The organism is Streptomyces sp. NPDC000348, from assembly GCF_042898795.1.
Lineage (GTDB): Bacteria > Actinomycetota > Actinomycetes > Streptomycetales > Streptomycetaceae > Streptomyces.
This window is the reverse complement of record NZ_JBIAZD010000006.1, coordinates 393,288-409,816: the sequence shown is the minus strand read 5'-3', so window position 1 is coordinate 409,816 and position 16,529 is coordinate 393,288. Positions and strand designations below refer to the sequence as shown.

Here is a 16,529-nt window from a genome sequence, read left to right as displayed (position 1 = left end):
GGCCCCCCGCCCCCCCGCGGGGGGGGCCCCGGGGGGGCCCCCCCCGGGCCCCGCGGGGGGGCCCCCCCGGGGGCCCCGGCCGGGGGGCCGGGGGGGGCCCCCCCGCGCCCCCCCGGCGACCGGTCACGCGGTCTCCGTCTCCCGGGACCGGGTCAGCGCCTCGGCCAGCTCCTGGACGCTGCCGTAGCGGGCCTGGCGCGGCAGCCGCTCCAACGCCTCGATGAGCGCGTCGGGCGCGTACCGCCGGTCCAGGGCGCGCATCAGCTCGCGCGGACCCGCGGGGAACGCCCCGCGGCCCAGGATCCTGGCCAGTTCCAGCCGCACCGACTCCAGTGACGTCGGGCCGCGGCCCGGCGTCACCGGGCCGCGCGCGACCTCGGGGTCGTCGTCGGCGAACGGCTCCGGGTCGTGCCACTCCTCGGTACGGGTGGGGTGCCCGGACCGCAGCAGACCCTGCAGTTCGTGCTTCATCTCGTCGTCACGGTGGACGCTGAGCCGGTCGCTGCCTCGCTGCATGTCTCCCTCCACATCCTTCGGGGTGCGCACCGCGTACCCGAGGAGCGGAGGGCGACACGGGAGTTCGGGCGCCGGATCGTCCCGGCCCCGGGTTTGGCCGCCGGAGGGCGGGAGACCCGCACCCCACGCCCCCCACGCGCCTCCCGGAAAGGACAGGCCATGGCGGTGCTCGCCGTGCTCATCCCGCCCCTCATGCTCGGCGTGATCCTGATGCTGGGCCGCTACGAGGACTTCGTGCTGCCGTACGCACCACCCGAGGCCGACCCGGCCGAACCCCGGCTGGGGAGTTTGGGACGGTGAAGCGGGGGCAGGCGCACCCCCAGTGCTTCGGACAGGAGGCACGTCCGTGGGGGCGGCGTCGCGCCGCTCCGGGCGCCCCTGTTCCCCGACCGGCGCGCTCGCCACGGTGACCGTCCGTCCCCGAGCACCCCCCGAGGGAGCTGCGACGCACCATGCCGACCCGAGCGACCGCGAAACACCCCCACGACGACGCCCCCGACACCGCGGACGCCTTCCGCAGGCTCGCCGCACTGCCCCCCGGCCCGGAGCGGAACACGCTCCGCGACGAGATCGTCGAGGCCTGGCTGCCCATGGCCGGCCGCCTCGCCGGACGCTTCCGCAGCCGGGGCGAGAGCTACGACGACCTGTGCCAGGTCGCCGCGCTCGGCCTGGTCAAGGCCGTCGACCGGTACGACCCCGGGCTCGGCAACGCGTTCGAGAGCTACGCCGTGCCGACCGTCACCGGCGAGATCAAACGGCACTTCCGCGACCACATGTGGACCCTGCACGTGCCGCGACGGGTCCAGGACCTGCGCAACCGCGTCCGGCACGCCTCCCAGGACCTGTCCCAGACCCTCCCCGGCCGCCGCCCGACCGTGGCCGAGATCGCCGAGCACGCCGATCTGAGCGAGGAGGACGTGCGTGCCGGACAGGAGGCGCTGGAGAGCTTCGCCGCGCTCTCCCTGGACGCCGAACTGCCCGGCAGCGACGACGGCCACTCGCTCGGCGACGCGCTCGGCGCGCCCGACCCGGCACTGGACACCGTGGTCGACCGCGAGGCCGTCAAGGAACGGCTGGCCGCACTGCCCGAACGGGAGCGGGCCATCCTCTACATGCGGTTCTTCGGCGACATGACGCAGAGCAGCATCGCCGAGGAACTGGGCATCTCGCAGATGCACGTCTCCCGCCTGATCAGCCGCTGCTGCGGCCGGGTACGCGAGCAGGTCATGCGGGACGCCGACGAGGCGTAGGGGGGTGTCGTGCGGGTCCCGCCGACCCGATCCGCACGGCGCGCTCCGGCCGCCCGTCACCCGCCCGGGTGCGCCCGGTCCCGCCAATGGCGTCCGGCGGCGAGCGGTGCGGCGGCGACGGGGCTGTGATGGCTGTGGGGCGTGACCGCACGCCGTGCCCCCGCCGTCGCTCGAAGGAGCCCGCACCATGCGCCGCACCGCCCGTGCCCTGTCCCTCGCCGCCGCCACCGGTGCCGCCCTCGCGGCGCTCGCACCGGCCGTGTCCGCGGGCACCGTTCCGGACGACGGGGCCTCCTGGGGCACCGCCTCCCACGCGCCCTGCCCGGAACCGGAGGAACCCGCGTGGGAACCGGACGCCCCCGAGCCCGCCGGGTCCGGGGCGGTCGTGCCGAAGGGCACGGCCCCGGACGGACCCGACGCCGGGCTCGACGCCGGGGAAGGCACCGGGCTCGACGCCGGGGAAGGCACCGGGCTCGACGCCGGGGAAGGCACCGGGCTCGACGCCGGGGAAGGCACTGGACTCGACGCCGGGGAAGGCACCGGGCTCGACGCCGAAGCAGACACCGGGCTCGACACCGGACCCGGTTCCGAGGCGGAGATCCCCGCCCCCGAGGAGAACGGCCCCGCCGGACCCGGGGCCGTCGGCCCGAAGGCCCCGAAGCCCGGGCCGGGCGGGTCCAGGGCCCCCGGCCCCAGGCCCGGCGAGCCGACGGCCACCCCCTGCCCCGGCGCCCCCGCGCACCACGGCGTCCACGCCGGCGGAGGCGGCGCCTTCACCGATTCCGTGCCCGCGCTGGCCGCCGGCGGGCTGCTGATCGCGGGTGCGTTCGGCGCCGCCGCGCACCGCGTGTACCGGGACCGGACCACCCGCGCGGACGGCTGACGCCCGCCGCCCACGCCGTGGACGGCGCGGCCCGCCCGGCACCCATGGCACGCGGCGCGCTGGGTACAGACTGGCTTAGGTCCTGTCGTCGGGTCCCCGTCCGCCCTTCCGGCGGACGGCGGGGACGCGACGACGGGGCCCGGAGCACGAGCCGGCGCCGGGCACGACGCCGGGAAACCGCGCGGAGGTAGGGATGCGGCGGACGGATCCGGAAGGCCACGGCCCCGTCCGGTTCGGGCCGGTGCTCCCCGAGGACGGGCTGCCCGTCCTGCCCGGGCTGTCCGCCGCGCTCGCCGCCGCGGCCTCCCGCGCCGGCGCCGAACCGGTCGGCGGCGGGTCCGCCCTGCTGGACGCGGCCTGCGGCTACGGCGACCGGCGCGGACTGCCCCCCGCCCCCGACCGGGTGGCCGTCGCCCCCGGCGCCCCCGCCCTGCTGGTGGCGCTCACCGCCGCCATCGGCGGTGACGTCCTGGTGCCCCGGCCCTGTGCTGCCTGGTGGGCCCCCTACGCCCGCCTGCTCGGCCGCCCCGCCTTCCATGTGCCGACCCCGGCCGAGAGCGGCGGCGTCCCCGACCCGTACGCCCTGCTGGAGACCGTGCGGCGGCTGCGGGCCGAGGGCGGCGACCCGCGCCTGCTGGTGCTCTCCGTCGCCGACGACCCCACCGCCACCGTCGCCCCGCCCGAGCTGCTGCACGAGACCCTGGAGGCCGCCGTCGGCGAAGGGCTGCACCTGGTCAGCGACGAGACCTGGCGCGACACCCTGCACGACCCGCACGGCACCGTGCTGCTCAGCCCCGCCGAGATGCTGCCCGACCGGGTCACCGTCGTCACCGACCTGGCCGGCGCCCTGCTCCCGCCGGGCTGGCCGGCGGCGGTGGCCCGCTTCCCGGCGGGCGGGGACGGAGACGCGCTCCACGCGCGCGTGCTCGACGTGCTCACCGCGCTCGACGCGCGCGTCGCCGCCCCCGTCGCCGCCGCAGCGGCGTACGCGCTGTCCGAGCCCGAACCCGTCACCGCGCGCGTCGCCGGCGCCGTACGCCTGCACGCGCGCGTGGCCGCCGCCGCGCACCACGCGGTCGTCGCCGCGGGCGCCCTCGCCCGGCCCCCCCGCTGCGGCCGGCACCTCTACGTCGACCTCACCCCCCTGGCCCCCGCGCTCGGCGCGCACGGCATCGGCGACGCCCAGGAACTGGAGGACTTCCTCACCACGCGGCTCGGCATGCCCGCACCGGGCGGCCACCGCTTCGGCGACGACCTCGGGGCACCGCGCGTACGGCTGTCCACCGCACCCCTGCTGGGTGACACCGCCGAACTGCGCGCGGAATGCCTGGATTCCCCCGCGCCCCTGGAACTGCCGCAGGTGCGAAGCGCGTTGACCCGGCTGACGGCGGTCTTCGACGGCCTCCGACGATCTCCGTGACGGCGCCGGGGAGGCCGGCGGCCGGACCGCCCCGTACCCGCCCCCGCGTGCGGCCCCCGCTCACCCGGGTCCGCGCCGCCGGGGGAGAGGACGGGGCCCGTCCCGCGAGCACCCGGGGGACCCGCCGGTGGGCGGCTCCCGGCCCCCGGCCGGGCCGCCCCGCGCCTCACCCCGTCGCCGCCCCCCGCATCCGCCGCCACAGACCCGGAGCCGCACTGATCAGCACGGTCAGCACGATCGCCGCCAGCACGCCCTGCCACGGCTGGTGGAACAGCGAACCGCCGAGGACGCCGATCAGCTGGTACGTCGCCGCCCAGGCCAGACAGGCCGGCAGATTGCCCCGCGCGAAGCGCCGCATCGGCCACTTCGCGACCAGACAGGCCAGCATCACCGGCAGCCGCCCGGCCGGGACCAGCCGGGACAGCACCAGCACCGCCACCCCGTGGCCGGCGAGTTTGCGCTGCGCCTGTGCCAGCCGGTCCTCCGGGGCGCGCTCCCGGATCGCCTCCAGCCAGCGGGAGCCGTTCCTCGACTTCATCCCGCGCCGCCCCAGCCAGTACAGCGCCATGTCCCCGAGGAACGCCGCCAGCGACGCCGTCACGAACACCAGCGCCATCGAGAACGGCGCCGCCCGGTGGAAGGCGACCACGGCCGCCGAACTGACCAGCGCGCCCGTCGGCACCACCGGCACCAGCGCCCCGATCAGCACCAGCAGGAACAGCGAGGGGTAGCCGACGGCCTGCTGGGTGAACCCGGGCGCCACGGCGGGCAGGGCCGCCGGAGCGGCCACCGACGCCAGTGACACACCGGCCGCCTGGCCCGGGACGACGGGAAGGATCACCGCGCGACCTCCAGGCGCACGCGCTCCCCGTGCCCCAGCCGGTGCACCGATGCGCCGGGCGCGTGCCGGGCCGCCTGCCGCTCGAATTCGTGCCCCGGCGCGTGGAACTCGTGCGGGCGCACGGCGTCCATCCCGATCGGCCAGTACGTGCCGTAGTGCACCGGTACCGCGCTGGACGCCCCCAGCCGGGCCAGCGCCTCGGCCGCGCGCCCCGCGTCCAGATGGCCCTCGCCCAGGTACGGCCCCCAGCCGCCCACCGGGAGCAGCGCCACGTCGACCGGCCCGACCTCCTTGGCCATCTCGTCGAACAGACCGGTGTCCCCGGCGAAGTACGTCCGTGCCTCGCCCTCCAGGACGTAGCCGAGGGCGGGGGAGCGGTGCGGCCCGACCGGCAGCCGCCGCCCGTCGTGCCGCGCGGGTACGGCCCGTACGACCAGTCCGCCGACCGTCGTCACGTCACCGGGCGCCACCTCGCTCACACGGAGGTGCGTGAGCCGGCGCAGCCCCGGCACCGTGCGTGGTGCGCCCCGGGGCACGAGCAGGCGCGTGCCCGGGGCGAGCCGGGCCAGCGACGGCACGTGCAGATGGTCGGCGTGCAGATGGGAGACCAGGGCCACGTCCGCGTGCCCGGCCTCGGCCGGCGGCACCGCACCGCGCCGGCGCCGCAGATGCGCGAGCCGGCGCGCGAACAGGGGGTCGGTGAGCACCCGTGTGTGCGAGTCCTCGACCGTGCAGGTGGCGTGACCCCACCACGTGACCTCCACCGGCACCTCTGCGCCTCCCTCGTGCGACTCCCCGAAGCCTACGTGCAGGAGTAGGGTCGGCGGCGAAAACCGGAGGTGAGGGGAGGCGACGGACCGGTGCGGGTGACGGCGATCGCGAGTCTGACGCCGCTGGAGGAACTGGACGCCGATCCCTTCCTGGTGGACTCCCGCGGCCAGCACGCCATGTGCGCCCGCTGGGCCGCCGAGCACGGCCACGTGCTGGCCCGGGAACTCCTCGTACGGGGACTGCGGCCCGATCACTGCGTGCTGTGGGACGGGGTGCGGCCCGGGGCCGATCTGTTCGTGGCGCCCAGTCTGCGGGTACTGGAACGCGCGCTGTCCTCCGTGCGGGAGTTCACCGAGGAGTGCGCGCGGCGCGGGGTGCGCGTGGAGACGGTCGGCCGCCCCGAACCGTCGTACGACGCGGCGATGAAGGCCCGGGTGCACCGGCGGCTGTCGCTGCCGACGGCCGGGTACGACGGCCGCTGAACCGCCGGCGGTCCGCACGGCAGGGGACGAAACGCCCCGTCCGGCCGTTGTGACAGGGTGGAGGCGGGCCAGGTCGGCCGGGACGTGAGGTGTGCGGGGCGTGGGTGGCGGGCGGTGGCGACGGATCGCCAGTCAGATCGGCCGGAGTGTCGCCGTGTGGGCGGTCTCCACCCTCACCATGCTGCTGCTCGCCGGCATCCTGCCCGACTTCCGGCTGCGCTCGGCCGACGGCGACAGCGCCACCGACATCGCGGTCACCGCCGCCCTCGGCGCCGGCGCCTTCGGTCTGCTCTCCGCCCTGGTCTGGCCGCTGCTGGTGCGCCTGCTGCTGCTCGTACCGGCGCTCGTCCTCGGCCTGCTGGTGTTCTTCCTCAACGGCGCCCTGCTCTGGCTGGCCCTGTACGTCAACCCCGTCGAACGGGGCGCCGCGGCCCCGGAGACGGCGGTCGTGGTCGCCGCGGTCATGTCCGCCGTCGCCTCCGCCACCGGGGGCGCCCTCGCCGTACGCGACGACGACGCCTACCGCCGCCGCCTCTACCGCCTCGCCGACCGCAGACGGGGCTCCGCCCCGCCCTGCCCCGCCACCCCCGGCACCGTCTTCCTGCAGCTCGACGGCGTCGGCCACGACGTGCTGCTGGCCGCCGTCGACAAGGGACTGATGCCCACCGTCGCCCGCTGGCTCGGCACCGGCACCGGCGGCGACCGCCCCTCCCACCGCCTCACCCCCTGGCGCACCGACTGGTCCAGCCAGACCGGCGCCAGCCAGCTCGGCATCCTGCACGGCAGCAACCACGACGTCCCCGCCTTCCGCTGGTACGAGAAGGCCCGCCGCGAGGTCATGGTCTGCAACCGGCCCACCAGCGCCGCCGAACTCCAGGCCCGCGCCATCGAGTACTCCGGCCACGCCGGGCTGCTCGCCGCCGACGGCGCCAGCCGCGGCAACCTCTTCAGCGGCGGCGCCGACGAACAGGCCCTGGTGCTCTCCATCACCACCCGCCGGCGCGGCCCGGCGGCCCGCTCCCGCGCGGGCTACTTCGCGTACTTCTCCGACCCCGCCAACGCCGTGCGCACCGCCCTGTCCTTCGTCGCCGAGGCGGGCCGGGAGATCGGCCAGTCCACCCGGGCCCGGCTGCGGGGGCAGCGCCCGCGCGTCTCGCGCGGCGGGCTCTACCCGTTCGTACGGGCCTTCGCGACCGTCGTCGAACGGGACGTCGTGGTGGCCGCCGTGATGGGCGACCTGCTGGCCGGCCGCACCTCCGTCTACGCGGACCTGGTGGCCTACGACGAGGTCGCCCACCACTCCGGTCCCACGAGCCGGGACACCGAGAAGGTCCTCCAGCGTCTCGACCGCGCCCTCGCCCTGATCGAGAACGTCGCCGAGCACGCCCCCCGCCCGTACCGGATCGTCGTCCTCTCCGACCACGGGCAGAGCCCCGGCGAGACCTTCCGCTCCCGCTACGGCCTCACCCTCGGCGACCTGGTGCGGGCCGGCTGCGGACTGCCCGTGCCGCGCCGGGCCCGGCACACCCACAGCGGCGCCGAGGCCCGCGCCGCCGTGCGCGCGGCGCTGCGCCGGCCCGTCGAGGAGGCGGCCGAGCAGTACCGCCCCTCCCGCGGCTCCGAACCGATCGTGCTCGCCTCCGGGAACCTGGGCCTGGTCTCCTTCCCGGACGTCCCGCACCGGATGACCAAGGAGGAGATCGACGCCCGCCACCCCGCGCTGCTGCCGACCCTCGCCAACCACCCCGGCATCGGCTTCCTCCTGGTCCGCAGCGAACGCCACGGCGGGGTCGTCCTCGGCGCGTACGGCGCGGAGATCCCGCTGGACGAGCTGGACGACAACCCCGGCCCGCTGGCCGCGTTCGGACCCGGCGCCGCCGACGCCGTCCGCCGCACCCACACCTTCCCGCACACCGCCGACATCATGGTCAACTCCTTCCACGACCCCGCCGACGGAGAGGTCCTCGCCTTCGAGGAGCAGATCGGCTCCCACGGCGGCCTCGGCGGCGCCCAGGCCCGCCCCTTCCTGCTGTCCCCGCTCGCGCTGTCGGCGCCGGCCCCCGACGGCACGGAACTCGCCGGTGCCGAGCAGATCCACCGGGTACTGCGCCGCTGGCTGGCGGAATCGGACACGGCGGGCCTGCCCGCGGCCCCGGACCGGGAACGCGCGGCCTGAGCCGCCGTCGGTCCGCCGACGGCGGTCGCGGACGCCGGCGCGGCCGACCGGGGGCACGGCCGTGCCCGGCTTCACCGAAAACGCGTTGCCCCGTCTCCGCGGGACGCAGTTCACTGGACCCGGCGCCCGTCATGATCCGTGTGCTCCGGCCCGACGCCGGCGGCCCGTGCGCCCCCTTCCGACCTCCCCCGCCCCCAGGAGCCCTTGCGTGCAGGCAGCCGTCACCGTCACCCCCTCCCGCATCCCGGAGCTGCTGCTCGGTCTGGCGACCGTGCGGCCGGTGTTCCTCTGGGGCGCGCCCGGCATCGGGAAGTCCTCCCTGGTCAGGGAGTTCGCCGAGTCACTGGGGCTGGAGTGCGTGAGCCTGCTGGGCACCCAGCTCGCCCCCGAGGACCTGATCGGCGTCCCGCAGATCCGCGACGGCCGTTCGGTGTTCTGCCCGCCGGAGGCGATCGCCCGTGACGAGCCGTACTGCCTGTTCCTGGACGAGCTCAACGCGGCCACCCCGGACGTGCAGAAGGCGTTCTACTCGCTGATCCTGGACCGCCGGATCGGCGACTACGAGCTGCCCAAGGGCTCCGTCGTCATCGGCGCCGGCAACCGCGCCACCGACAACGCGCTCGCCCGCCCCATCGCCTCCGCCCTCGTCAACCGCCTCACCCACGTCCACCTGGAGGCGTCCTCGAAGGACTGGCTGGTCTGGGCGGCGAACAACGGCATCCACCCGTGGATCACCGACCACCTCACCGACCGTCCCGACCACCTGTGGTCCAAGCCGCCCAAGACCGAGGAGCCGTTCTCCACCCCCCGCTCCTGGCACATGCTCTCCGACGCGCTGCACTCCTTCGGCCGCGACCTCGACGAGGACACCCTGAAGGTCCTCGCCCACGGCACGCTCACCCCGGCGCACGCCACCGCCTTCTGCGGCTACGTCAAGATCGTGCGCAGCCGCTTCGGCATCGACGCCGTCCTCAAGGGCGAGGCCCGCTGGCCGCACCGCGTCGAGGACCGCGACCTGCTCTACTACCTCGCCGAGTCCTTCCGCGGACGCCTCGTCAAGGACCTCCCGGCGAGCAAGGAGCACATGTCGGCGAACGGCCGGCAGACCGCGTACCGCGCCAAGTCGCTGCTGGTGCAGCTCGCCGAGATCTCCGTCGAGGTCGCCCAGACCGTCATCGCCTCCGACGACGAGGGCAACCCGGTCCTGCCGTCCTGGTTCCTCGTCGAGGCGGCCCGCGACATGCCCCGGCTGGTGGAGGCGCGCCGGTGAGCCGGGGGGCCCGCACGAAGGGGCGGAAGAAGCGGGACGTCGCGGGGGAGGCGTTCGCCGAGGGAATGCGGCTGGTGCGGGCCAACCCCGCGCTGGCCGCCGTCGAGTTCAGCGTCTGCCGCCAGGAGGACTGCGCGCTCGCGCCCCGGAGCGGCCTCGTGCGCGTCGGATCCGACGCCGTCCTGCACGCCCACCCGGACCGGATGGCCGACCCGAAGACCTGGGCATGGGCCCTGGCGCACGCCGTGCTCCACCTCGGCTTCGGTCACGTCCCGGCCGCCGAGGGCGTCCGCGAGCAGCCCGACCGCTGTGACCTCACCGCCCGCTGCGTGGTCGTCAACCGCTTCCTGCTCGGCTTCTCCATCGGCAGGACGCCCGACGACCTGCCCGCCTCCTACCCCGACGGCGACGAGGAACAGCTCGCCGCGCGCTGGCGGCGGGACGGGATCCCCGCCGTGTACGAGCGCTGCGGCACGGCGGGCGACGAGGCGGATCTGCTGCTCGTGGAGTGGTACGGCTGGAACGGGCAGCCACCGGACCACCAGCTGGCGTTCGCCACCGCCCTGACCCGCACCGTGTCCGCCGCGATGGACATGGCCGGCGGCCGGCGCGACAGCCTCGACGGCGAACCGACCGCCCTGCGCCCCTGGGCGCGGGCGCTGAGCTGGTTCGTCTCCTCCTACCCGCTGCTCGGCGGCATCGCGTCCGGCATCACCCTGGTCGCCGACGCGGAACTGGCCCGCGCCCACGGCATCTCCGTCGCCGCCGTCGACGCCGAGGCCGGCGAGATCTACGTCAACCCGCTGCGGCGGTACGACGACGAGGAGTGGCGGTTCGTCCTCGCCCACGAGATGCTGCACGCCGCCCTGCGCCACGGCGACCGCTGCGGCGGACGCGACCCGTACCTGTTCAACGTCGCCTGCGACTACGTGGTCAACGGCTGGCTGGAGGAGATGGGGGTCGGCACCATGCCCGAGGGCCTGCTGTACGACAAGGAGCTCGCCGGGCTGTCCGCCGAGGAGGTCCACGACCGGATCGCCGTCGACCTCCGACGCATGCGCCGGCAGGCCACGCTGCGCGGCAAAGGGCTCGGCGACATCCTCGGCGGCCCCCTCGGCCCGCCCCGCGACCACGTCGACCTCGACGGCTTCTACCGCCGGGGCCTGTCCCAGGGCCTGGACCTGCACGACCGGCAGGAGCGCGGCTTCCTGCCCGCCGGCCTGGTCGAGGAGATCCGCGCGCTCAGCCATCCCCCGGTGCCCTGGGACGCCCGCCTCGCCCGCTGGTTCGACGAGTTCGTGCCCCGTCCCGAGCCGCTCCGGTCCTACGCCCGCCCCTCCCGGCGCCAGGCCTCCACCCCGGACATCCCCCGGGCGGGACGCCACTTCCCGCCCGAGGAGGTCGCCCGCTGCACCTTCGGCGTCGTCCTGGACACCTCCGGCTCCATGGACCGGGTCCTGCTCGGCAAGGCGCTCGGCGCCATCGCCTCCTACGCCGCGGCCCGCGACGTACCGGCCGCCCGCGTGGTGTTCTGCGACGCGGCACCGCACGACGCCGGCTACGTGCCGGTCGCCGAGATCGCCGGGCGGGTCCGGGTGCGCGGCCGGGGCGGCACCGTCCTGCAGCCCGGCGTCGACCTCCTCCAGCGCGCCGACGACTTCCCGCCCGCCGCGCCGGTCCTCGTCATCACCGACGGCTGGTGCGACGTGCTGCGGGTCCGGCGCGAGCACGCCTACCTGATCCCGCGGGGCGCGCGGCTGCCGTTCACGGCGAGGGGGCCCGTCTTCCGGGTGAGTTGAGCCGTGATGTGATCGGATGGAGGCGGGCACCCGGTGATCCGGGTGCCCGGACCGAGCACCGCCGGATTACACGGCCGGACATTTTCGAAAGGATGCGTCATGGCAGCCACGCGCTCCGCACACACCGTTTGGGAAGGCAGTCTCTTCAAGGGCAGCGGGGTCGTCGCCTTCGACTCCTCCGGCAGCATCGGCGAGCAGCCGGTCACCTGGGCGTCGCGGGCCGAGGAGGCGAACGGGAAGACCAGCCCGGAGGAGCTGATCGCCGCCGCGCACTCCAGCTGCTTCTCGATGGCCCTCTCCAACGGTCTCGACAAGGCCGGCACCCCGCCGACCAGGCTGACCACCTCCGCCGACGTCACCTTCGTGCCCGGTGAGGGCATCACCGGCATCCACCTCACCGTCGAGGGCACCGTCCCCGGCCTGGACGAGGCCGGTTTCGTCGCCGCCGCCGAGGACGCCAAGGTGAACTGCCCCGTCAGCCAGGCGCTGAAGGGCACGAACATCACCCTGACGGCGAAGCTCGCCTGACCCGCTCGCCGGGTCGAGCCGCCGCAGGCCGCTCCCGTCAGGGGAACGGCCTGCGGCACGTCCCCCCGACGGGAGCGACCGCCATGACGCCACGACCCGCCGTCTCCGCCCACCGGGGAGGCTCCGAGCGGGCCGCCCCGGCGACCCGGGAGGCGTACGAGGACGCGCTCGCCTCCGGCGCGGAGTACGTCGAGTTCGACGTCCGGCGCACCGCCGACGGGGTCTTCGTCGTCCACCACGACCCCCGCGTACACCGCACCGGGCCGCCGCTGTCCACGCTCACCCACGCCGAGCTCAGCGAGCGCGCCGGATACCCCGTGCCCGTCGTGGACGAGGTCATGGAGCTGGTCGCCGGGAGACTCGTCGCCCATCTGGACCTCAAGGAGACCGGGCACGAACGGGAGCTGATCGACCGCGCGGTCGCCCTGCTCGGCGAGGACGGATTCGTCGCCACCACCCTCGAGGACCGCTCCGTCGCCGCCATCACCGCCGCCCGTCCGCGGGTGCGCACCGTCCTGTCCCTCGGCCGGGACGGCAAGGACATCCGCCGGGGCCGGCTGGTGCGGACCCGGATCGGCGAGCTGCTGCCCCTGCGCCGCGTCCGCGCCTGCGGCGCCCACGGCGTCGCCGTGCACTGGCGCCTGGCCCGCGCCACCGTGCTGCGCGAGGCGGCGCGGGGCGGACTGTTCACCATGGTGTGGACGGTCAACGAGGACGCGGCGCTGCGCGGCTTCCTCCGCGACCCGCGCGTGGACGTCCTGGTCACCGACCGGCCCCGTCGCGCCGTGGCCCTGCGTGATCACCTGTCCCGTTGACAACCGTCCGCTCATACCATTGACAACGGGCCGCTCAAGTTTTCTGCTGGAAGTCCGGAGAGGTGCCCTGACGGAAGGGGACAGCGATGGGACGAGCGGTCGGAATCGACCTGGGAACCACGAACTCGGTGGTGGCCGTGCTGGAGGGCGGTGAGCCCACCGTCATCGCCAACGCGGAAGGCGCCCGGACCACCCCCTCGGTGGTGGCCTTCGCCAAGAACGGCGACGTGCTGGTCGGCGAGGTCGCCAAACGGCAGGCCGTGACGAACGTCGACCGCACCGCCCGCTCGGTGAAGCGGTACATGGGCGACGCGCACTGGCGCTTCCCCGAGCAGGGCTCCGTCGACGGCACCCGCTACCGGGCGCAGGAACTGTCCGCCCGGGTGCTCCAGAAGCTGAAGCGGGACGCCGAGTCCTACCTCGGCGAGGACGTCACCGACGCGGTGATCACCGTGCCGGCGTACTTCGACGACACCCAGCGGCAGGCCACCAAGGAGGCCGGGGAGATCGCCGGCCTGAAGGTGCTCAGGATCATCAACGAGCCGACGGCCGCCGCCCTGGCGTACGGCCTGGACAAGGAGAACGACCACACGGTCCTCGTCTTCGACCTGGGCGGCGGCACCTTCGACGTGTCGCTGCTCGACATCGGCGAGGGCGTCATCGAGGTGAAGGCCACCAACGGCGACACCCACCTGGGCGGCGACGACTGGGACCAGCGCGTCGTGGAGTACCTCGCCACACGCTTCAAGGGGCAGCACGGCGTCGACCTGGAGCGGGACAGGATGGCGGTGCAGCGGCTGCGGGAGGCCGCCGAGAAGGCGAAGATCGAGCTGTCCTCCTCGTCGGAGACGACCATCAACCTGCCCTACATCACGGCCTCCGCCGAAGGACCCCTGCACCTCGACGAGAAGCTCACCCGCGCCCAGTTCCAGGAACTCACCGAGGACCTGCTGGAGCGCTGCAAGAAGCCCTTCCACCAGGCCGTCAAGGACGCCGGCGTGCAACTCTCCGCCGTCGACCACGTCATCCTGGTCGGCGGCTCCACCCGGATGCCCGCCGTCACCGACCTGGTCCGCGAACTCACCGGCAAGGAGCCGCACAAGGGCGTCAACCCCGACGAGGTCGTGGCCCTCGGCGCCGCCCTCCAGGCGGGCGTCCTCCGCGGCGACGTCAAGGACGTCCTGCTCCTCGACGTCACCCCGCTGTCCCTGGGCATCGAGACCAAGGGCGGCATCATGACCAGGCTGATCGAACGGAACACCACGATCCCCACCCGGCGTTCGGAGATCTTCACCACCGCCACCGACAACCAGCCCTCGGTCGGCATCCAGGTCTACCAGGGCGAACGCGAGATCGCCGCCTACAACAAGAAGCTCGGCGTCTTCGACCTCACCGGACTGCCCCCGGCCCCGCGCGGCGTCCCGCAGATCGAGGTGGCCTTCGACATCGACGCCAACGGCATCATGCACGTCTCCGCCAAGGACCTCGCCACCGGCCGCGAACAGAAGATGACCGTCACCGGCGGCTCGGCCCTGCCCAAGGACGACATCGACCGCATGATGCGCGACGCCGAGCAGTACGCCGAGGAGGACCGCAAACGCCGCGAGGCCGCCGAGACCCGCAACCAGGCCGAACAACTCGTCTACCAGACCGAGCGGTTCCTGCGGGACAACAGTGACAAGGTGCCCGGCGGGACCAGGACCGAGGTCGAGTCGGCCGCCGCGGAGGTGAAGCGGCTGCTGGAGCAGCAGTCCTCCGACACCGCCGGACTGCGCGCCGCCGTGGAGAAACTCGCCTCCGTCAGCCAGCAGATGGGCCAGGCGATGTACGCGCAGGCCCAGCAGGCCCCGGCCGGGGGAACCGGACAGCACACCCCGCCGCAGGACGACGACGGCGTCGTCGACGCGGAGATCGTCGACGACGACAAGGACACCGGCGGGCGCGAGGACGGCGCGGCCTGACCCGCCGCACCGGTCAGGGCTTGCGGGCGACCCCCGCGTACACCGGCACGATGCCCTCCGCCTGCGCCGCCACGTCCTCCGCCCCCGGACGCCACCCGTGCACCGGGATCACCCCCGGGCCGAGCAGCTCCAGCCCGGTGAAGAAGCGTGAGAACGCGGCCAGCGAGCGCGGGTGGAAGGGCGTGCCGCCGCGCCGGAAGTGCTCCGCCGCCCGCCCGACGGCGTCGGGGCTCAGATCGGGCGTGACCTGGGAGAGGATCAGGAAGCTGCCCGGCGCGAGCGCGGCCGTGTACCGCTCCAGCAGTCCGTACACGTCGTCGCCGTCCGGATCGTCGTCCAGGTAGTGGGTCAGCGCCACCAGCGACAGCGCCACGGGCCGGCCGAGGTCCAGCGACTCGGCGGCCCGGCGCAGCAGCGTGTCCGCGTCCCGCACATCGGCGTGCACGTACCGCGTGCTGCCCTCGGCGGTGCCGTGCAGCAGCGCCTCGGCGTGCCGCAGCACGATCGGGTCGTTGTCCGCGTACACCACGCGGGCCTCCGCGGCGACGCCCTGCGCCACCTGGTGCAGATTGGGCTCCGTGGGGATGCCCGTGCCGATGTCCAGGAACTGGCGTATCCCCGCCTCGGCGGCGGTGCGCACGGCCCGGTGCATGAAGCGCCGGTTGGCCCGCGCCCCGCGCAGCACCGTGCCGTCCGCCGCGAGGATCCGCCGCGCCAGCTCCTCGTCCACCGGGTAGTTGTCCTTGCCGCCGAGCCACCAGTCGTAGACCCGGGCCGGATGCGGCCGGCTGGTGTCGATGCGGGCGGGAGCGGCGTCGGATCCGGTCACGGGTGGTCTTCTCCTCATGTCCTCATGGGTGCGAAGGCGTGCTCGGGCGTGTGGCTCAGTAGTGCTCGCGGCACTCCCGCAGCAGTTTCTCGGTGCGCTGGGCGGAGGCCGCCCGCGCCGTCATGTGGTCCAGGACCTCCAGGTGCGCCGACACCTCCCTGCGGGAGTCCAGGTACAGGGCGCCGGTCAGGTACTCGGTGAACACCATGTCCGGCAGCTCCGGCTCGGCGAACCGGAACAGCGAGAACGGCGCGTACGTCCCCGGGTGCGGCCCGTCCGCGAACTCGGCGATCTGCAGGGTGATCCGGTCCCGCGCGGACCATTCGAGGAGCTTGTCGAGCTGGTCGCGCATCACCCGGCCGTCGGGGCTCACCGGACGGCGCAGCACCGTCTCCTCCATCAGCACCCACAGGTGCGGCGGGTCGGGGCGTTCCAGCAGCCGCTGGCGCTCCATGCGCAGCGCCACGTGCCGCTCGACCGCCTCGGGCCCGATGTTCCCGATCGTCCCGGCCTCCAGCACGGCACGCGCGTACCCCTCGGTCTGCAGCAGCCCCGGCACGAAGTGCGGCTCGTAGGAGCGGATGATACGGGCGGCGCCCTCCAGGCTCACGTACATGCTGAACCACTCGGGCAGCACGTCGCCGTACCGCTGCCACCAGCCCGGCCGGTTCGCCTCCTCGGCGAGCTCGACGAACGCGGCGGACTCGTCCTCGGGCACCCCGTAGGCGCTCAGCAGCAGCTGGACGTACGGGATCTTCAGCGCGACCTCGGCGGTCTCCATCCGCCGCACGGTCGCGGGCGCCACCCGCAGGATGCGGGCGGCCTCCTCCCGGGAGAGGCCCGCCGTCTCCCTCAGTTCCTGCAGCCGCCTTCCCAGGACCACCTGGCCCACGGTGGGTGCGGCCCGCCGCTCACTCACGCCACGCCTCCCCAACGCGCCCGGGCATGCCGCCCAGTCTGTCATGTTCCTCCGACACTCTCACGAGCC

General features: G+C 74.8%; 16 protein-coding genes. 11 read left to right on the top strand and 5 right to left on the bottom strand.

Going from position 1 to position 16,529, the window contains the following annotated elements:
- Positions 1-123: 123 nt before the first annotated feature.
- On the bottom strand, positions 124-516 hold the full coding sequence (locus ACFY3N_RS15440; RefSeq protein WP_390817164.1) for a DUF2795 domain-containing protein: 393 nt from the start codon (positions 514-516) through the stop codon (positions 124-126).
- A 159-nt stretch (positions 517-675) separates the two neighbouring features.
- Between ACFY3N_RS15440 and ACFY3N_RS15435 the strand changes: the two genes are divergently transcribed.
- The 4 genes from ACFY3N_RS15435 to ACFY3N_RS15420 all read left to right on the top strand — a co-directional run bounded on the left by ACFY3N_RS15435 (position 676) and on the right by ACFY3N_RS15420 (position 4,069).
- Positions 676-816 carry a hypothetical protein gene (locus ACFY3N_RS15435; protein ID WP_390817163.1) on the top strand — a complete coding sequence of 47 codons (141 nt, stop codon included), beginning with the start codon at positions 676-678 and terminating at the stop codon, positions 814-816.
- A 152-nt stretch (positions 817-968) separates the two neighbouring features.
- Positions 969-1,766 (top strand): RNA polymerase sigma factor SigF, encoded by a 798-nt coding sequence (locus tag ACFY3N_RS15430; RefSeq protein WP_390817162.1) that lies wholly within the window; start codon positions 969-971, stop codon positions 1,764-1,766.
- A 187-nt stretch (positions 1,767-1,953) separates the two neighbouring features.
- Positions 1,954-2,649, top strand: a complete 696-nt coding sequence (locus ACFY3N_RS15425; RefSeq protein ID WP_390817161.1) for a hypothetical protein — start codon at positions 1,954-1,956, stop codon at positions 2,647-2,649.
- A 193-nt stretch (positions 2,650-2,842) separates the two neighbouring features.
- Positions 2,843-4,069: an aminotransferase class I/II-fold pyridoxal phosphate-dependent enzyme gene (locus ACFY3N_RS15420; RefSeq protein ID WP_390817160.1), complete on the top strand. Its 1,227-nt coding sequence runs from the start codon at positions 2,843-2,845 to the stop codon at positions 4,067-4,069.
- Between the two features lie 166 nt (positions 4,070-4,235).
- Here the strand turns inward: ACFY3N_RS15420 and ACFY3N_RS15415 are convergent, their stop codons facing one another.
- Both ACFY3N_RS15415 and ACFY3N_RS15410 read right to left on the bottom strand, forming a co-directional pair.
- Positions 4,236-4,859, bottom strand: a complete 624-nt coding sequence (locus ACFY3N_RS15415) for a DedA family protein (protein ID WP_390817205.1) — start codon at positions 4,857-4,859, stop codon at positions 4,236-4,238.
- Positions 4,860-4,906: 47 nt separating this feature from the next.
- Positions 4,907-5,680 (bottom strand): MBL fold metallo-hydrolase, encoded by a 774-nt coding sequence (locus ACFY3N_RS15410; protein ID WP_390817159.1) that lies wholly within the window; start codon positions 5,678-5,680, stop codon positions 4,907-4,909.
- A 69-nt stretch (positions 5,681-5,749) separates the two neighbouring features.
- On the opposite strand from ACFY3N_RS15410, the gene ACFY3N_RS15405 reads away from it, so the two are divergent.
- The 7 genes from ACFY3N_RS15405 (at position 5,750) to dnaK (ending at position 14,712) form a co-directional block, all read left to right on the top strand.
- Positions 5,750-6,163, top strand: a complete 414-nt coding sequence (locus tag ACFY3N_RS15405) for a hypothetical protein (protein ID WP_390817158.1) — start codon at positions 5,750-5,752, stop codon at positions 6,161-6,163.
- A 91-nt stretch (positions 6,164-6,254) separates the two neighbouring features.
- Positions 6,255-8,339 carry a phage holin family protein gene (locus ACFY3N_RS15400; protein ID WP_390817157.1) on the top strand — a complete coding sequence of 695 codons (2,085 nt, stop codon included), beginning with the start codon at positions 6,255-6,257 and terminating at the stop codon, positions 8,337-8,339.
- A 208-nt stretch (positions 8,340-8,547) separates the two neighbouring features.
- A complete protein-coding gene (locus ACFY3N_RS15395) occupies positions 8,548-9,609 on the top strand; it encodes an ATP-binding protein (RefSeq protein ID WP_390817156.1) in 1,062 nt (353 codons plus the stop codon).
- 65 nt (positions 9,610-9,674) lie between these two features.
- On the top strand, positions 9,675-11,408 hold the full coding sequence (locus tag ACFY3N_RS15390; protein WP_390817204.1) for a hypothetical protein: 1,734 nt from the start codon (positions 9,675-9,677) through the stop codon (positions 11,406-11,408).
- Positions 11,409-11,507: 99 nt separating this feature from the next.
- Complete coding sequence (locus tag ACFY3N_RS15385) at positions 11,508-11,936, top strand: OsmC family protein (RefSeq protein WP_390817155.1); 429 nt, start codon at positions 11,508-11,510, stop codon at positions 11,934-11,936.
- Between the two features lie 83 nt (positions 11,937-12,019).
- Entirely contained in the window at positions 12,020-12,751 is a 732-nt protein-coding gene (locus ACFY3N_RS15380) for a glycerophosphodiester phosphodiesterase family protein (protein ID WP_390817154.1), read from the top strand.
- 86 nt (positions 12,752-12,837) lie between these two features.
- Positions 12,838-14,712: a molecular chaperone DnaK gene (gene dnaK / locus ACFY3N_RS15375; protein ID WP_390817153.1), complete on the top strand. Its 1,875-nt coding sequence runs from the start codon at positions 12,838-12,840 to the stop codon at positions 14,710-14,712.
- Positions 14,713-14,725: 13 nt separating this feature from the next.
- Here dnaK and ACFY3N_RS15370 read toward each other — a convergent pair whose 3' ends face one another.
- Together ACFY3N_RS15370 and ACFY3N_RS15365 are read right to left on the bottom strand one after the other, a co-directional pair.
- The gene (locus ACFY3N_RS15370) at positions 14,726-15,541 is read right to left on the bottom strand and encodes an SAM-dependent methyltransferase (RefSeq protein WP_390817152.1); all 816 of its coding nucleotides are present in this window, start codon (positions 15,539-15,541) and stop codon (positions 14,726-14,728) included.
- Positions 15,542-15,596: 55 nt separating this feature from the next.
- Positions 15,597-16,460, bottom strand: a complete 864-nt coding sequence (locus tag ACFY3N_RS15365) for a helix-turn-helix domain-containing protein (protein WP_390817151.1) — start codon at positions 16,458-16,460, stop codon at positions 15,597-15,599.
- Positions 16,461-16,529: the final 69 nt, after the last annotated feature.

Bases quoted from the DNA above. Each gene is read 5' to 3' on its own strand.
- ACFY3N_RS15440 (WP_390817164.1), bottom strand. From the start codon at position 516: ATGCAGCGAGGCAGCGACCGGCTCAGCGTCCACCGTGACGACGAGATG.
- ACFY3N_RS15435 (WP_390817163.1), top strand. From the start codon at position 676: ATGGCGGTGCTCGCCGTGCTCATCCCGCCCCTCATGCTCGGCGTGATC.
- ACFY3N_RS15430 (WP_390817162.1), top strand. From the start codon at position 969: ATGCCGACCCGAGCGACCGCGAAACACCCCCACGACGACGCCCCCGAC.
- ACFY3N_RS15425 (WP_390817161.1), top strand. From the start codon at position 1,954: ATGCGCCGCACCGCCCGTGCCCTGTCCCTCGCCGCCGCCACCGGTGCC.
- ACFY3N_RS15420 (WP_390817160.1), top strand. From the start codon at position 2,843: ATGCGGCGGACGGATCCGGAAGGCCACGGCCCCGTCCGGTTCGGGCCG.
- ACFY3N_RS15390 (WP_390817204.1), top strand. From the start codon at position 9,675: ATGCGGCTGGTGCGGGCCAACCCCGCGCTGGCCGCCGTCGAGTTCAGC.
- ACFY3N_RS15385 (WP_390817155.1), top strand. From the start codon at position 11,508: ATGGCAGCCACGCGCTCCGCACACACCGTTTGGGAAGGCAGTCTCTTC.
- ACFY3N_RS15380 (WP_390817154.1), top strand. From the start codon at position 12,020: ATGACGCCACGACCCGCCGTCTCCGCCCACCGGGGAGGCTCCGAGCGG.
- dnaK (WP_390817153.1), top strand. From the start codon at position 12,838: ATGGGACGAGCGGTCGGAATCGACCTGGGAACCACGAACTCGGTGGTG.